This is a genomic window from Vreelandella sedimenti (genome assembly GCF_013416325.1).
Lineage (GTDB): Bacteria > Pseudomonadota > Gammaproteobacteria > Pseudomonadales > Halomonadaceae > Vreelandella > Vreelandella sedimenti.
The window spans coordinates 228236-245150 of the sequence record NZ_JACCGK010000001.1 but is presented as its reverse complement, the minus strand read 5'-3'; the positions used below and the strand labels follow the sequence as shown (position 1 = coordinate 245150).

At 54.2% G+C, this 16915-nt stretch carries 14 protein-coding genes and 1 pseudogene; 9 read left to right on the top strand and 6 right to left on the bottom strand.

Features of this window, described 5'->3' with window-relative positions:
• Window positions 1-4 precede the first annotated feature (4 nt).
• Entirely contained in the window at window positions 5-1456 is a 1452-nt protein-coding gene (locus HZU72_RS01065) for an NAD-dependent succinate-semialdehyde dehydrogenase (protein ID WP_180089770.1), read from the bottom strand.
• Between the two features lie 138 nt (window positions 1457-1594).
• On the opposite strand from HZU72_RS01065, the gene HZU72_RS01060 reads away from it, so the two are divergent.
• The 5 genes from HZU72_RS01060 (at window position 1595) to HZU72_RS01040 (ending at window position 6400) form a co-directional block, all read left to right on the top strand.
• Window positions 1595-3013: an aminotransferase-like domain-containing protein gene (locus HZU72_RS01060; RefSeq protein WP_180089768.1), complete on the top strand. Its 1419-nt coding sequence runs from the start codon at window positions 1595-1597 to the stop codon at window positions 3011-3013.
• Between the two features lie 137 nt (window positions 3014-3150).
• Window positions 3151-3855: a transglycosylase SLT domain-containing protein gene (locus tag HZU72_RS01055; RefSeq protein ID WP_208457905.1), complete on the top strand. Its 705-nt coding sequence runs from the start codon at window positions 3151-3153 to the stop codon at window positions 3853-3855.
• 11 nt (window positions 3856-3866) lie between these two features.
• A complete protein-coding gene (locus HZU72_RS01050; RefSeq protein ID WP_180089766.1) occupies window positions 3867-4607 on the top strand; it encodes a sulfite exporter TauE/SafE family protein in 741 nt (246 codons plus the stop codon).
• 69 nt (window positions 4608-4676) lie between these two features.
• Window positions 4677-5864: a M24 family metallopeptidase gene (locus HZU72_RS01045; RefSeq protein WP_180089764.1), complete on the top strand. Its 1188-nt coding sequence runs from the start codon at window positions 4677-4679 to the stop codon at window positions 5862-5864.
• Between the two features lie 161 nt (window positions 5865-6025).
• Entirely contained in the window at window positions 6026-6400 is a 375-nt protein-coding gene (locus HZU72_RS01040) for a hypothetical protein (RefSeq protein WP_180089762.1), read from the top strand.
• A 114-nt stretch (window positions 6401-6514) separates the two neighbouring features.
• Here the strand turns inward: HZU72_RS01040 and HZU72_RS01035 are convergent, their stop codons facing one another.
• Entirely contained in the window at window positions 6515-8071 is a 1557-nt protein-coding gene (locus tag HZU72_RS01035) for an RNA/DNA-binding domain-containing protein (RefSeq protein ID WP_180089760.1), read from the bottom strand.
• A gap of 248 nt (window positions 8072-8319) precedes the next feature.
• Between HZU72_RS01035 and HZU72_RS01030 the strand changes: the two genes are divergently transcribed.
• Genes HZU72_RS01030 through HZU72_RS01020 form a run of 3 tightly spaced genes read left to right on the top strand, consistent with a single transcriptional unit; the run spans window position 8320 to window position 11746 of the window.
• Window positions 8320-9714, top strand: a complete 1395-nt coding sequence (locus HZU72_RS01030; RefSeq protein WP_144809517.1) for a YfcC family protein — start codon at window positions 8320-8322, stop codon at window positions 9712-9714.
• Between the two features lie 18 nt (window positions 9715-9732).
• Window positions 9733-10434, top strand: a complete 702-nt coding sequence (locus HZU72_RS01025) for a DUF1028 domain-containing protein (protein WP_180089758.1) — start codon at window positions 9733-9735, stop codon at window positions 10432-10434.
• A 52-nt stretch (window positions 10435-10486) separates the two neighbouring features.
• On the top strand, window positions 10487-11746 hold the full coding sequence (locus HZU72_RS01020; protein WP_180089756.1) for an allantoate amidohydrolase: 1260 nt from the start codon (window positions 10487-10489) through the stop codon (window positions 11744-11746).
• Between the two features lie 20 nt (window positions 11747-11766).
• Here the strand turns inward: HZU72_RS01020 and HZU72_RS01015 are convergent, their stop codons facing one another.
• Window positions 11767-12522, bottom strand: a complete 756-nt coding sequence (locus HZU72_RS01015; protein ID WP_180089754.1) for a FadR/GntR family transcriptional regulator — start codon at window positions 12520-12522, stop codon at window positions 11767-11769.
• Between the two features lie 53 nt (window positions 12523-12575).
• On the opposite strand from HZU72_RS01015, the pseudogene HZU72_RS01010 reads away from it, so the two are divergent.
• Window positions 12576-12764, top strand: a pseudogene (locus HZU72_RS01010) (alkene reductase); the annotation flags it as partial.
• Between the two features lie 72 nt (window positions 12765-12836).
• Here the strand turns inward: HZU72_RS01010 and aguA are convergent.
• The 3 genes from aguA to HZU72_RS00995 all read right to left on the bottom strand — a co-directional run bounded on the left by aguA (window position 12837) and on the right by HZU72_RS00995 (window position 16785).
• Complete coding sequence (gene aguA, locus HZU72_RS01005; protein WP_180089753.1) at window positions 12837-13967, bottom strand: agmatine deiminase; 1131 nt, start codon at window positions 13965-13967, stop codon at window positions 12837-12839.
• Entirely contained in the window at window positions 13964-15310 is a 1347-nt protein-coding gene (locus HZU72_RS01000; RefSeq protein ID WP_180089751.1) for a Na+/H+ antiporter NhaC family protein, read from the bottom strand. Before HZU72_RS01000 ends, aguA begins: the two co-directional genes overlap by 4 nt.
• 74 nt (window positions 15311-15384) lie before the next feature.
• The gene (locus HZU72_RS00995) at window positions 15385-16785 is read right to left on the bottom strand and encodes an aminotransferase (RefSeq protein ID WP_180090131.1); all 1401 of its coding nucleotides are present in this window, start codon (window positions 16783-16785) and stop codon (window positions 15385-15387) included.
• Between the last annotated feature and the right edge of the window lie 130 nt (window positions 16786-16915).

Below are 16915 nucleotides of genomic sequence, written 5' to 3'. Positions count from 1 at the left end.
CTCTTTAGAGGCCGCCAACGCAGACATATTTAAGTTCAGTAAACTCATCCAACCCATGGTGTGAGCCTTCACGACCCAACCCAGACTCTTTCACGCCGCCAAACGGCGCCAGCTCGGTGGAGATCAGCCCTTCGTTGACGCCGACCATGCCGTACTCAAGCGCTTCCATGGTGCGCCAGATGCGACGGTAGTCGGTGGCGTAGAAGTACGCCGCCAGGCCGAACGGCGTATCGTTGGCTATCTGGATGGCCTCTTCATCGCGCTGGAAGCGAAACACCGGCGCTACCGGGCCGAAGGTCTCTTCGTCGGCCACGGCCATCTTGGTGGTGACATCCGCCAGCACCGTGGGGGTAAAGAAGCGCTCGCCTGCGGCGTGGGGTTTGCCACCGCACAGCAGCCGCGCGCCTTGGTTTAAGGCGTCGTCCACATGACGCTGCACCTTGTCGACCGCTGCTTGGTTGATCAGCGGGCCAATAATGCTGCCTTCCGCCAGGCCGTCGCCGACTTTTAGCGCGTTCACCCGCTCGGTGAGCTTGGCAATGAACGCATCGTAAATCCCGTCCTGCACCAGGAAGCGGTTGGTGCAGACGCAGGTTTGTCCGGCGTTACGGAATTTGGAGGCAATGGCGCCATCAACGGCGGCATTCACATCGGCGTCATCAAAAACGATAAACGGCGCGTTGCCACCCAGCTCCATCGCGGTTTTCTTCACCGTACTGGCGCACTGGGCCAGCAAGTGCTTACCCACCGGGGTAGAGCCGGTAAACGAGACTTTGCGCACCCGTGAATCCGTGGTGAGCACTTCACCCACGGCGGCCGGTTTAGAAGCAGTAATGACGTTAATGGTGCCCGCAGGTAGGCCCGCTTCCAGCGCCAGGTAAGCCGCGGCAAGTGCTGTGAGCGGCGTGGCTTCAGCGGGTTTGATCACCACGGTGCAGCCCGCGGCCAGGGCCGGGGCGCACTTACGGGTGATCATCGCCAGCGGGAAGTTCCACGGGGTAATCGCCGCCACCACGCCGATCGGCTCGCGTAGTACCAGCAGGCGCTTATCCGCGCCATGGCTGGGCAGGGTTTCCCCTGCCATGCGCTTGGCCTCTTCGGCGAAAAACTCAATAAACGACGCACCGTAGATCACTTCGCCTTTGGCTTCTGCCAACGGCTTACCCTGCTCTAACGTCATCAGGCGGGCCAAGTCGTCGGCGTGCTCATGAATCAGCTCAAACCAGCGACGTAGCAGTGCTGAGCGCTGTTTGACTGGCGTGGCCCGCCAGGCGGCACCGGCGTTGTAGGCGGCGGCCACCGCGTCACGGGCATCGTCGGCACCCATATCCGCAACTCGTGCAATGGTTTCACCAGTTGCGGGGTTATCCACCGCAAAGGTTTGTTGGCCTGTACGCCGCTCGCCACCCACCAAGGCTGGAACCGCATCGTGCAACCACTGTTCGATAAAGCTCATGGTCTTCTCCTGATTAATAACACTGCGTGCACGCTAGCAGTAATGTGGTTGCAGGCGAATGCACCACTTTTGCGTTCAACCAGACCACTTTTCTGTTTTACTGGAAAATTGGTGAACATCGTGACGGTGAGGATAAGGATGGATGGCCAGTCAGCTGTACAACAACTTGTAAAACACTATGCGCAACAACCTGAACGCTTAAGTAAGCAAGTGCGAATTGAGCAAGCGCTTAGACAAGCGGTTACCCAGGAGTGGCCTAATCAGACTCGCCTACCTTCTCACCGGCAACTAGCGTCAGCGTTAGGTGTTGCTCGGTATACACTGTCACTAGCCGTTGCGACGCTGCTTAAAGAGGGTCTGCTTACGACTTCTCATGGCAGTGGCACTTGGAGCTGCAAAGTGTCGGCCCCTGCTGTCTCAAAACCCACAAGTGTGCAGCTATCAAAACGTGCACAACGAGTATTGCGTTGGCCGGGGGCGAGTACTGTTCAAAGCGGCGCCTTCGTGCCCGGCATTCCCGATATCGCCCAGTTCCCGATGCGTAAATGGCGGCAGCTCTACGCCAGCGTGACGGTGCCGCAAAACGCCCTGCTGCTCTCCTACTCCACCGGTGGCTACGGCCCATTAAAGCGCGCAATACGCGATTTTCTGGCGCGCTGGCGCAATATTAGTTGCGACACGGAACAGATCATCATCACTGACGGTACCCATAACGGCATTGAGCTAAGCGCCGTGGCACTGGCTGATGTGGGCGACACTGTTGCCATGGAGTCGCCCTGCTATTGGGGAGCGCGCAACGTGTTTACCGCCGCAGGTTTGGAAATCGAACCGGTGGCGTGGCTGCCAGGTCAGGGGCACATACTTCCGCCTGCTCCTGGCCCAGTAAAGCTGGCTTACCTGACCGGCTCGCACCATTACCCGCTCAGCGTGCCTACCAGTGCGGTGGATAAACAGCGCTTATGCGATGAATTAGATCCTGCTTATATTGTCGAAGATGATTACGAATTTAACCGCGACGACCATTCCAACCTGCTCTTCGACCCACACTCGGAGCGCCACTTGCTGGTGGGCTCGTTTTCCAAGATGATGTTTCCAGGTTTGCGCTTAGGTTATTTAGTGGTTCCGCGTCATTTAGCGGGGCCAATTAACCGCCTGCGCAGTGAACTATTCCGCGAAGGACGCATGCTGGATCAAGCCGTACTGGCACAATTTATTTTTGATGGCGATTTAGATGCCTGGTGCCGACGCATTCAGCGCGACTACTTAGGACGCCAACAGGTGCTGCATGACCAACTGCGCTCGCTGCCGCAGGTGCGCAGCGTTTCGCCGCCGAGCAGTGCTATTAGCCTATGCGTCGAATTTGAGCCGCATATCAATGACGTACAGATTGCTCAAACGCTATTAAAAGAGCTCTTAATTGTGCGTCCTTTGAGTCCGGTATGCGCTAAGGTCGACTCACGATCTGGTCTCGTAATGGGGGTGGGCATGCTTTCGGGTGAAACGTTAGTGCGCGAAGCTCAACGGCTGCGCCGCTGTTTGGAGGCACTGTTACGCTAGGGCGAGCTAGGACTATTGATAAAATACAGTTACCCAATACTTACCCACAGGCTCCCAAGGGCTTATCCACAAGAGACTGTTCACAAAAGCCTATTCACAAGAACTAATCCACAAAAGATAATTCACAAGGACTTGCTATGCGTCACCCGGTTGAAGGTATCACTGAGTACTTTAGCGCTGATTTCTCGTCTTGCTTCCCAGCGGCTTTCACTAAGCTGCGCCTATGGGTAACGCTGAGCCTTTTAACTCTGCTTTCCGGCTGCGCCACCTTTGCGCCCAACCCGCCCCAGGATCAAAGTAATATCTGCGAGATATTCCGCGAGCAACCAAGCTGGTACGACTATGCCCAGGAGTCAGAGGAGAAGTGGGGCACACCGATCGCCACTCAGATGGCATTTATCCAGCAAGAGTCTTCATTTCGGAGCCATATTCGTCCTGATCGAAAATACTACTTAGGCTTTATTCCCGGCCCCCGCCCCTCTTCTGCCAAAGGCTACGCCCAGGCCCAAGACCCCGTTTGGGAGGAGTATGAGGATCAAGCGGGCAGTCTGTTTGCCCGGCGTACTCATATGAAACACGCCACGGATTTTATTGGCTGGTACAACCGTCGTTCCCAGCAGCAAGCAGGCATATCGCTAACCAATCCTGAGCACCTCTACTACGCCTATCACGAAGGCGCAGGCGGCTACCAGCGGGGTTCTTACCGCAGCAAACCACAGGTATTGAGCGCGGGGAGACAAGTAGCAGCTCGCGCTAACCGTTACCAAGCCCAGCTCAATGCTTGCGAAGCGGAGTTTCAATGCCGCAAGTTTTACCAGGTCTGGCCATTCTGTCGTAGTTAAGGAAGAACACTATGAGCCTATGGATAGGCATTGCTTTTGTTAGCGTGGTGTTTTTTACCTCGATGCTCTCCGGGGTATTTGGTATGGCAGGCGGATTGGTACTGCTGTGGTTTCTGCTGCTGATCTTTCCCGCAGGCACGGCAATGGCGGTGCACGGCGTTATACAGCTTACGGCGAATGGGTCGCGAGCATGGCTATCGCGACGTTATATTGTCTGGCCTATCGTCGCTTTTATGACGCTGGGCGTACTAAGCGCCGCGGGCCTGCTTCTGCTTTTCAACTACAGCCCCAACGCCGCCAGCGTCTCACTTTTGATTGGCCTAATGCCGATTTTGGTATGGATGCCCAAGCGCTGGTTTCACCTGGATGCCAACCGCGCCAGCCACGCGCTGTGCTGCGGCATCGCCTCTGGCGGTTTGACGATAGCGGCAGGGGTTTCCGGGCCGCTAATCGATATATTCTTTGTGCGCTCACGCATGGATCGCCGCCAAGTCGTGGCGACCAAGGCAATGATTCAGGTAGTGGCTCACAGCATTAAAATCATCTTCTATCTCAGCGCCGCCATGGCGCTTAGTACCGGCGAATGGGGCATTGTGCTGCTAGCGGCGCCGTTTGCGATCTTTGGCACCCACACCGGCAACCGCATTTTACACCGCCTCACCGATGCCAACTTCCGCACCTGGACGCGCTGGATCGTGACCGGTATTGGGGTTTTCTATTTTCTGCAAGGGCTCTTTCTGCTCACCCGCTAGCGTTGAGGGAGATAAAAGCGAGCTCAAAGCAGGTGCCTATACTGACCTTACCTATTAATGGAGGTCGCTATGGATTACCACCAATACCGCACAGCCCTTGCGGAAACACTCGCTCAAAGTGAACTGCCTTTTCCCGCTGCCGAATACCAGGTGCGCCTGGATAAGGTGCGCAAGGGTATGGCAGAGCATGGATTAGACGCGCTGCTGCTTACCGACCCCGCCGATATTAATTACCTCACCGGCTACCACACCTTTGAAGTTTCGGTGCACGCTTGCCTGGTCTGCACTCAAGCGCGGCTAGTGCTACAAGTCGCTTCGATTGAAACCGGTGCGGCGGTAGTCACCGCCCGGGTCGATGAGATCATCGGTTACCGCTGGGAAAACTTGGATGAAATCGTCACGCCGCTGGCAGACCTGCTTTCTCCTTGCTCGAAAATTGGTATTGATGGCTGGAGCAGCGGGCTGCGTTTTGGAGTGATCGATGCGCTGATGCAGACTATTGGCCGTGAGCGTTTTAGCGAAGCAGGCGCAGTGGTCGATACGATTCGACTTATAAAAAGCCCTGCCGAACTCGATATGCTGCAACAGAGTGCCCGAATCACCGCTCTCGGGTTAGAGACCGCAATACAGAGCATTCGCCCCGGTAAGACCGACAACGATATTGCCGCCGTAGGCGCCAAAGCGCTGCTCGAAAACGGCAGCGAGTTTATGAGCCTGCAGCCCATTGTGACCAGCGGGCACCGCATTGGCGTGATTCACGTCAACCATAAACGGCGTGTTATCCAGGCCAATGAGCCGGTTTTCTTAGAGTTTGGCGCCGCTTATCAACGCTACACCGCCCCCATGATGCGCACCGCGGTAACAGGCGTGCCAAGCCCAGTTCTCTCCGCTACCCGGGATCTATGCCGCTCAATTTTTGAAGCGCTGTGCAGCGCCATGCGGCCTGGCAACACCTTTGATGCCGCCGCCCAGGCTGCCGACGCCCTGCTCGCACCTCAGCGCGACCAGTATTTCTTCTCCGGTGTATTTGGCTACGCCGTGGGCGCGCAGTTTCCACCTAGCTGGGTGGAGGGCACCGGTTTTATCGCCAAAGGACAGGCGCGTACTTTTGAAACAAATATGGTTTTCCACCTGCCGCTCTGCCTACGTGTGCCCGGCCAGTGGGGCGTTGGAATAAGCGACACCGTGGTGGTTACTGAAAATGGAGCAAAACCACTGACCAATAACGACTGGCAGCTGTTTGAGGCGCGCTCATAAGCTACTGCGCCTTATAGCCATAGCATTGACAGGTCGATGGAGTAGCGCTATCGTCAACAAAGATGCAAATGAGAAACACTCTCTTTATTTCAGATAGTAGATGGTCGGGTCTATGCCCACATTATGCCCACAGGAAGCAACCAGCGTGAGGGAGCAGTGGAATGACTAGCGAGCAGCGGCAACTTCGCCAAACGGTCATATTTTTGCGCACCTCTTTTGAAGCGGTGCAGCACTCTATTGCCGGCCGCCTGGAAGACCCGCTGCCCTGCTGGATGGATACCAGCATGCTTTCCATGCTGTCGCGGGAGCTCACTCGCTGCTGCCAACAGTCCAAGCCGCTGTTTGCCCCAGCCGTCACCGAACAGCTCTATATCGCCTCGCAACAGTGCGAGCTGCTACTCAAACAGTGCCCAGGGGTACTCAGCAGCGCGGTCTGCTATCGCCAACTGGGTGCCATTATGCTGCCGCTCTCTAGTGCTCTCCAGCAGATCGACACTCCCGCCAAACGGCGTTGGCCTTGGACGAAGTGGAATTGAGCGAGCATTGGAGAGGCCAGAAGAAGTATCTATTGGCGCTTGCCAGCATGCCCCCGGTGTCAAGATAGCAGGCAATAGAAAAGCTCTAGACCTTGGAAGTGATAAGGGCGGTGTTTATTGATGCGTATTCTTGGTGGCAAGCACTTGCTTACCTAGGTCTGTTAATCGATATTTTTGCAGGCGACTACGAGGTTTGTCTGGAACCGTCATCTCGATTAAGCCCTGTTTCATTGCGATTTGCTGATAACGTTCTCTGAAATGCTTCTCGTCTTGTAGCCCCAACGCTGCCATCAACTCAGCTCTTCCCACCTCACCTTCAAAGGATTTGAGCAGACGTAAAATCTCGGGGGTGACTTCGGGGGTGACTTCGGGGGTGACTTCGGGGGTGACTTTGACCTCTGCTTCCTGATCGACCAAAAATCCCTCGTGAACGGGTAAGCGAATTAAAAAGTAGCTGCGTTCATCGTCGGTTTCGAACACTGGCGCCGGAGAGCCGTTCGCCTTCATCACCCGAAGAATTTTTGGCACGCCCGTTGAACGGCCTTCGGTTAAATCCAGCTCTTTTAAAAACTCGCCGATACGCCGGTTGCGGTAGCGGCGGCTGACTGCTTTACCTGCCTGCAGGTCTTGCAATCGAATAGAGCGGTCTGGCCCTGGGAAGCTGAGCACCACAAGCTCCTGACCATCAATACGAACTTCAATGGGCTCACGAATTTCATAAGAGCGGTGATAAACCGCATTCACCACCGCCTCTTCAATAGCGATCAGCGGAAAATTCCAGAAACGCTCGGCCTCTGGGCGATCAGCGTGTTTTGTTACGCCCTCTTTTAGATAGTTGCGATTAATGTAGTCTAATGCATCGCGAGTGATACGCCCCAGTGGCCCCTGAAATACCTTCTCTTCAAAGTGGTCGCCACCGGCACCGTCTGGAAAATACACCACATCTATCTGAGTCGCGGGGAAAAACTGCTTGGGATGCTCGTTAAAGAACAAAAGCCCTACATTTTTTGGAAAAGCCATTTCGCTTGGCCCACCAACCACGTTCATTCGGCGGCCCAGGGTTTCAATATCCAGGTCTCGGGCTTCACCCACTAACTCGCTGCTAATGTCGTGCAAAAAATCACGCATCAAATAGGGAGAAAGATCGCTTAAATTCGCCGTTTGGCGATAGCGATCATCAAAGGGCACGGTTGCCGCCAAATTTAGCAGCTCGCGCTCATCCCGCCCCGATGCTTTTACCGTGCTGGTATGTTTGCGCAGGTAATAGGCCCAATCACTCTTCTTACTCAAGCTGGTTTTAGCTTTATAGGGACGTGTTTCGCCGCCCGGAGCCCATAGCACCAAAATTGTTTTGCCCTGGATCTCATAGGTCGCGGTTAACGGGTGATAGTGCGGCGCAATCGCTGAGTGCCCAAGATTTAACAGCTCTTTTTGAATAGCATCGATTTGCTCCGGTAACAGACCAGCAGGCGGTAGCTGCGGTTGGCCATTCTTTTCAGCAACGCCCACCAGTACATAACCACCACCCAAATTGTGAAAGTCATTAGCGAAGGCACACAAGGTATGCAGGATGGACTCAGGGTTCCATCCTTCCTTGTATTCAATGCGTTCGCTTTCCACCGTGCGGTGATGGAGCAAGTCATCAATGTTGATGGGGAGTTTAGGTGTCATGCCGCCTGCTCAAGCGTTTGGTTGACGTCATACAGCACGTGTAAGGCCATATAACGTTTAAGTTAACCTCATGATGTAGAACGGTGCATGTAAATGCAATTGTCCGGTAGTTGGCAGACTGTTTGGTCGAAGCTCGCTGTGCTTCTAAAAAATAGCTCTTGCTTGACCCTGCTATTTATCATGATAAATTCAAGGTGAGACGCCAACGAGCGTCAACGCTGAGACACATCACAAGCAAGGGTATCCTCATGGCTGAACAACACACCGCGACAGCCTCTGGCTCGCGTAAAAAGTGGTATCAGGCGGTTCCCGACCCCATGGTGCTAATCTTTATTATTCTGGTTGCTACCTATTTTCTGACCTTTATTATCCCCGCCGGTGAATTTGAACGAGTTACCCAAGATGGCCGAACGGTGGTGGTGCCGGGCTCTTTTGCCTATTTAGAAGACGTTGCCAACATCCCACTCTTCAATATTTTTGTGGCGATTCCTGAAGGGCTTATCTCCGCCTCGCAGTATCTATTCATCGTCTTTATCGCCGGTGGTCTGTTTCATATTTTGCAAAAGACCGGTGCGTTAGAGAACGCGATCGGCGTAGCGGTTAACCGTGTTGGCGTTGAGCGGCGTAACGTGATTATTGTCGTCGGTACCTTTATCTACGGCTTTTTTGGTGTCGCCGTCGGGTTTGAAAACAACATTGCATTAGTCCCCATTGCGGTTCTCATCGCCAGCGCCATTGGCTGCTCCAGTTTGGTGGGTACCGCTATGGCCGTTGGTGGTATTGGGATCGGTTTTGCACTCTCGCCCATCAATCCCTATACCGTTGGGGTTGCTCAAGGTATCGCGGAACTGCCGACCTTCTCTGGCGCTTGGCTGCGTACGTTGCTGGTGCTTTCGTCACTGGCACTGCTCTCGCTGTATATCTGCAAACGCGTCGTCAAAATGGAGTTTGAAGAGCCGGATAACGCGGAAGCGCTGAGCAAACCGCTTAGCGAATACTCTCTCACCAAGCGAAACATTCTGACCATGGTCGTGTTCGTGGGTGGTCTGGTCGCTATGCTCATTGGCGTGTTCACTCGCGGTTGGTATATCAATGAAATTGCAGGTACTTTCCTGCTCCTGGCGATCATCATTGGCGCCTTAAACGGCCTATCGGCCAACGGTATTGTTAAACAGATGATGGAGGGTGCTGCCAGCGTAACCGCAGGCGCGCTGGTGATCGGGGTGGCGGCCTCTATTCAGGTCATTCTTGAGCAAGCAGTGATTATTGACACTATCGTTAACTCGCTGAGCGCCATGATCGACGGCATTCCGTCAATATTTTCCGCAATTATGGCCAGTGTAGTGCAGGGTATTATCAACCTCTTCATACCTTCCGGTTCCGGTCAGGCACTGGTGACAATGCCCATTCTGATTCCAGTGGCGGATCTTGTGGGTATGAGCCGTCAACTGATGATCACTGCGTTTCAAGTCGGCGACGGTTTAACGAACCTGATTGTTCCCACATCTGGCGGCACACTCGCCATGCTGGCACTGGGTCGCGTCTCATACGCCCAGTGGTTGAAGGCGATTATGCCCTTTATGGCGTTGGTGTATGTATTAGCCTGGGTAGGGTTGGTGATTGGCCACTTGGTGGGTTACTGAACAATAGAGGAAACCGCGATGACGCTTTCTCTCGTTCATTGCAATCCTGCCACAGGCACCGTCGCGGCCATCACCGCTACAGGCGGAGTGGCGGTGGGAGGCTATGTGCATCACTGTTGGCGAGGCACTGGGGCATGCGTCACCCAAGGGCGCTTTACCAACCCGTGGTACCCAGCTCGGATATATGAAGCACTTGCCGCAGGCGCAAGTGCCCGGCAGGCGCTTCGCGCCGCCGTTAGCGAGGACAACGACTCAGGGTTCCGCCAATGCTTGGTGATGGATTCTCAGGGCCGCACATCAGTACATTCAGGTGCAGAGAATGTGCCTGAAGTGGCTGAAACCTGCTTTCCCAGCGTCGCTGCCGCTGGGAATATGCTGCAGAGCACCGAAGTCGTGCGAATTTTTGCAGAGCAATTTTTACGCCTTAGCGCCACTAATAGCAGCGCTGCCATTCAACGCAACGAATCGCCCCGCTTCCCTATTCATCACGACCAACATCTGCTTACGCATCTTATTGACGCTCTCGATGCTGCTCTATCAGCGGGCGGCGATAAACGCGGTGCACGCTCGGCCGCGCTGCGTATCGAATCTTTTCATCAAGCGCCTATCGATTTGCGCATCGACTGGTCGGAGGACGTCGTAGGCGCATTGCGGGCGTTAGTCGATGAGTTTATGGCCGAGAACTTTCAAGCCTTTTGGCGTCAACTGCCGCTGCGCTAAAAGCATTTCTACTCTTTTGCTGGCCCCTCTGCCAGCCCCTATTGGAGAGTTTATGACCAACACGGTTGCTTACACTGCTTTTAATCAAGGCGAGCTGGGAAAGGCATTAATTGATCGCCTGGACGAAGCTGCCCAATACTCTGAGCCAGGCCCCGGTGTCACACGACTGTTCTGCTCCCAGGCGCATCGTCAGGTACTGCCGCTAATCAGCCGCTGGATGGAACATGCGGGGCTTACTCCCCAACTGGATGCCGCCGGCAATCTTGTGGGTCGCTGCCCCAAAGCTCAAGCGGGTGAGAAAACCTTCATTATGGGGTCTCATCAAGATTCAGTGATAGAAGGCGGCAAATACGACGGCATGCTGGGTGTGGCCCTACCGCTATTGGCCTTGGAAGCGCTTAAACGCGATGGCGTGACGCTGCCCTTCGGGATAGAAGTGGTCGCGTTTGGCGACGAAGAGGGCGTTCGCTTCCCTACCACGCTGGTCGGCAGTAAGGCGCTGGCTGGAAGCGTGACACCCGATCAACTGGAAGCCCAGGATGCCGAGGGAATCTCTCTGCGAGAGGCATTAATAGCCTTCGGTTGCACGCCTGAGGACATCCCCGCTACCGCCCGCGAACCTGCCAATGCGCTGGGATTTTTAGAAGTACATATTGAACAAGGGCCAATCCTGGAGCAGCGGGATCATGCGGTGGGCATTGTCACGGCGCTAACGGGTATTGAACGCCACAAGGTCACGCTAAGCGGCAAGGCCGGTCATGCAGGTACTACGCCAATGAACATGCGTCATGACGCGCTAGTCGGCGCGGCGGAAATGGTGCATGCCATCGATAGCGCACTGCAGAATACCGATGAGTTGGTCGGCGTGGTGGGCAGACTCGATGTTCATCCCAACGCGGTCAATGTGATCCCCGCCCTGGTAACGTTCACGGTAGAGTTACGCTCCCCAGAGTCGGCTACTCGCCAATCTGGAAGGGAAGCCGTAACAGCAGCTTTGGAGACAGTGGCGAAACGCCGTGGATTAACCATTAATATTGAAAACACCTACAGCGCCGATGGGGTGGCCTGTGCGGACTGGATGATGACCGCCCTCGAACAGGCGTGCACCCAGGTTGGCCAACCGGCAGAGCGAATGTTTAGCGGCGCTGGCCATGATGGCTTAGCGATGCAGGCATTAACCGATATCGGCATGCTGTTTGTACGCTGTAAAGATGGGCTTAGCCACCACCCAGACGAAGCTATTACCGCCGAAGACGGCGAAATCGCAACGCGAGTAATAATGACATTTTTACAGCAGTTGCCACGTCCATAGCGTTTTCCGCCCTTAGCTCGTTACGCTAGTGGCTCAGGTAAGAAGCCTCGGCGCACCTGAGCCTCCTGCTGGTTCATCACTTGTTGGGCATCGAGCATATGCTCGCGCATGATGTTATAGGCGCTTTCGGCGTCACCCAGCTCAATGGCATCCAAAATTTCCGCATGATAGCGACAGCCTGTCTGTCCTAAATCGTGGGTAACTGGCTCATAGAGACGGTGATAAATCGTCAGATCAGAGAGCACCTGAATGGTGAAGCGGATAATAAATGTCAGCAGTTGATTGCCACCGGCCAGTTCAGCGAGCATTAGGTGGAAATGCAGCGAATCAAGGTGTTGCTGACGCTCAGTCTCACTATCGTCCGCAGGGTCTGCGTAACTGTGCAGGCTTTCACGTAAGCGTGTCATATCGCTGGCGGCCACTTTCCCCGCTAACGAAGCGGCTAGCTCAGGCTCTAGCGCCAAGCGTATCTGATAGATATCCTTGATTGATATTTCTTTGAAAAATAGGTAATTACTTAATAGCGATACCGCTTTGGCCTCGCTCATCTCACGCACAAAAGCGCCGCCTCCAGGCCCTGTGCGAGTTTCGACCAACCCCTGGGCTTCCAGTACTCGCGTGCTCTCGCGCACTGTCCCTTTCGACACCTGCAGGGTCTCCATCAGCTCCGACTCGCTAGGTAGCCGGTCACCTGGCTTCAGATGCCTATCTACGATCCAACATTTAATGGTTTCCGCCACCTGATAAGGGCGGCGCTGAGGCGCATTTTTTAACATGCTATCAACAACATCCTTGGTAATAAGCAGCAAGAGTACCAGAGAGAATGAAACGCATCAGCGAGAGCACCACTGATGCCGTGGCCTTTGGACGCCCCTACATCGCTAACCCCGACTTGCCGGAGCGCTTCCCCGTCAACGCCCCACTCACCGAGCCGAACCACGAAACGCTCTATGGAGGTGATGAGAAGGGTTACACCGACTATCCATTTATGGATAATGGCTATGACCGTATCCAGTAACGGCCAAAAGTGATTTTTATCACCGTGCCCTGTTCAGCCTGTGACTGAACAGGGCGTTTTTCCTGCGAAACGCTACACTCGTGGTTGCTGCTGAGTGATGCAGTGAATGTTTCCGCCGCCAAGCAGTATTTCTCTTGCCGTAACGCCGATCACCCTCTTCGTGGGAAATAACCGGGATAGAATGCCTTTAGCCTTTTCATCGTAACGAGGATCCAGCAAGGGCATTACAATGACCGAGTTACTTATATAAAAGTTGACGTAAGAACCTGCCATGCGATCCCCAGGTAAGCGGGGATGCGAGCTGTTCAGGCGATCAATCCCACTGGCTTCATCGTCGGCAATATGGAGCGGGCCTGGCTGGGGCAGTTTATGGATAGTGAGCCGCCTGCCTTGAGCATCCGTGGCATTTTCCAGCACACGCAATGCTTCCCGACAAATAGCGCTCTGGGGATCTTGCTCATCCTCACACCACGTTAGCGCCACATGGCCAGGCGCAATAAAGCAGCACAGGTTATCCACGTGGCCATCGGTCTCGTCGAGATAACAGCCACGTGGTAACCAGATGATGTGACTGACGCCTAAATACTCCTGCAGCCAGTGTTCGATCGTGGCGCGGCTCATCTCCGGATTACGGTTAGGATTCAGCAAGCACTCTTCCGTGGTGATAAGCGTACCTTCACCATCCACATGAATGGCTCCTCCCTCTAGTACGAGCGGGGCCTCGAAGCGTTGAATACCCAGCATTTCACTGATTTTACAACGAATCCGCTTGTCTTTGTCCCATGGGAAGTAGAGTCCCTCCTTCAACCCGCCCCAGGCATTGAACTCCCAGTCCACCATGGCGAGTCGCCCATCGGGATGGGTAATGAAGGTAGGCCCTACATCGCGCATCCAAGCATCATTGCTGGACAGCTCAACCACTCGAATATGCGCAGGTAGTTGGTTACGGGCATTTTCATACTGCTCATCGTTAACCCCCACGAAGACCGTCTCGCTCTCAGCAATCGCCACAGCCACATCCACAAAGGCTTGCTGAGCGGGCTTCGCACCGTAGCGCCATGTATCTGGGCGCTGTGGCCACAGCATCCAGCAGGCTGCATGAGTCGCAAACTCCGCCGGCATTGAAAAGCCTAATGCGCTGGGTGTTGGCTCACCCGCCAGAGGTTCGGTGGCCGTTGTAGGAAAGGTCGGCGCGTGTTTCATATATTCCCCACCACTATAAAGAAGCCCGTTGCCACGGCAGCGGCTATTAAGACATAGGGAAGTTGCGTTAACGCATGGGCCATTGGCGTACACCCCGCCCCTTGGGCAGAAAGGACGGTAGAATCACCGTAAAAGCAGGCGTGGCTGCCAAAGGCACTGGCGGAGATTAAAGCCCCCACCACGAGCGGCATATGCGCATCCATACTACTGGCAAGCGGTAATACGATAGGCATCGCCACGGCAAACAGTCCCCAGAAGGAGGCGGTCGCAAAAGCGAGAAAGGCCATGGTGACGAAGACAACCGCCGGTAGCATACCCGCGGTCATTAAAGGCTGAACACTATCGATCACATAGTTGGTTAAGCCAAGTAGGTCATTGACCTCCTTAAGCACAAACCCAGCCACCAGCGTGCCGAGTGGCATAATCATGGCTTTGAAGCCATCCAGCGCGGTGTCAAACGTATCATTGAAGCTTAACAGCCGTTGCACCGCGATAAGCACTAGCGTCACTGCAAGCGCCACAATCACGCCTCTCAGTACATCAATCTCAAAATACCAGGTGAAGAAAATCAGCGTCGCAATGGGAAGCAGAAAATTGAGCAGATGAGGGCGTTTTTTGCCTGTATCTTCTATTTCCAACGCGCTGTCGTCAGCGCCATCTGGTTGCAGCTGGCCAGCTTCAGCGCGGGCCTCAGCTGCTCGCATTGGGCCAAGGTTGGGGATAATGCCCAGTGCCACTAAGGGCACCAGCGCCGCCGCTATCCAGGCGTAAAACATAAATGGTATGGCTTGGATGTACAGCTCCATGCCGTTACCAGCGATATTGTTCTCTTCCAGCAAACCTGCAAAGAACACAGCCCAGGTAGAAAAAGGTACGAGAATACAGATTGGCGCTGCGGTGGAATCAACGATATACGCTAACTTCTCACGGGATATGTTAAAACGATCAGTGACTTTCTTCATGGAAGCGCTAATGGTCAGCGCATTGAGATAGTCATCGACAAAAATTATTAGTCCCAGCCCCCACGTCGCTAACAAGCTTTGTCGACGGGTATGGATGCGCCGGGTAACGGCATCACCAAAACTTAACACACCGCCCGTTTTTACCAGCAAGGCAATCAAGCTACCAAATAGCCCGCACACCAGAATAATCCACGTCACCGTGTCATTACCCAATACCGATAGCAGTATATCCGACCCTTGGGTAATGACATTGAGGGGTTGAAACATTAATAAGCCTACCAGCGCACCTGCCAGAAGGGACTCAATCGTGCGCTTGGTAATAATCGCCATGACTAAAACCACTAGCGTGGGTATAAGGCTTAAAATTCCATACTCTTCCATTGGTTATTCCCCTTTATCGTTGTCGTAGGTCACTACTGAAGACGGGCGCTAACGCCCGCCTCTCATAGCAGTGTTTATAGGTAACCATCCGCTTTAAGTGAGCGCGTGGTGGCGGCAAAAGCGTCATCAAGAATCGCTACGACTTCGTCGACTACTTGGCACGTCCAGATCAAGGGCGGAGAAATGATATTGAGATGGCCAACCGGCCGAATAATCAAACCACGTTTCTGTGCTTCAGCAGCCACGCGGTCACCTACGCGCGCGTCAACGGGGAGTAATTCTTTGGTTGTTTTATTAGCCACATTTTCAATCGCCATCATGAAATGACTGCCACGTATATCACCTACCGTTTCATGAGAGGCGAGCGTTTTGAGCTTGGATTCAAGATAGGGGCCAACTTCGCGAACATTCTCACAAATGCCTTCACGCTCAATGATTTCGATATTCTTAAGCGCTGCAGCACAACTAACGGGATGCCCGGAATAGGTGAAGCCGGTACTCAATACCCCACCGGGGCCTTGAGGGGTACTTAATACCTCATAAAGAGCGTCAGATATCAGCGTTGCACCTAATGGGGCATACCCAGATGAAAGCCCTTTCGCCACATTGATAATATCGGGCTGGGTCTCAAACACGGCTTCTGAAGCAAAGAAGTGCCCTAAACGACCAAAGCCTGTCACCACTTCATCAGCAATGAACAGAATATCGTTGGCACGGCATATGGCCTGCACGCAGGAATGGTAACCCTGCGGTGCCACCAATACGCCGCCCGCGCCCATAATGGGCTCAGCAATAAAGGCCGCTATGTTATCCGCCCCTAGCCGGTCAATGGTTTGTTCGAGCTCGTCGACCAAGTGATCACAATACTCGGCCTCACTCATCCCCTCTGGACGGCGATAGCAGTTGGCTTCGCTCAGATGGGTCACCAGATCAAGCGTATCGAACTGCCAGTTATTGCTGGCGATACCGGTCAGGCTCGCCGCCATGTAGGTGGTGCCGTGGTAAGCGTGGGTGCGCGACAATATCCGCTTTTTCGAAGGCTTGCCCAAGCGATTGAAGTAGTAATGCACAAGCCGGATGGTGGCATCGTTCGCCGTTGACCCGCCGCAGCTATAAAACACATGGTTCAAGTGGGCAGGTGCCAGCTCTGCGAGCTTGGCAGCCAGCTCGGTGGCCGGGGCATTGGAGAGATTGTTAAAAGTGGAAAAGTAGGCCATGCGTGTGGCTTGCTCGGCCATCGCCTGGCCAATTTCGGCACGGCCGTGACCTACATTGACGCACCACAAGCCCGCAATCCCATCGATATAGCGGTTGCCGTGTACGTCTTCGACATAGATACCATCACTGTCGGTAATCAAGTCACAGCCTTTTTCATGGAACAAGCTGAAGTCGGTGAAGGGGTGAATAAAGTGATTTTTATCTTTTTGCCAAAGGTCTTGCGCATCGTAAGAGGCTTGCGCCTGCTGCTGAGTCATCATTATGCCCTCGCTTATTAGGAAGCCGTTGTAGAGGTGGCTTCACAGGCTAGCGGGGAAAACAGTGTCAGGAATATATCCCCATTGGGGTATATCGGCTGCGCGAAAGGCCTCCTATGGTGGATCTCCT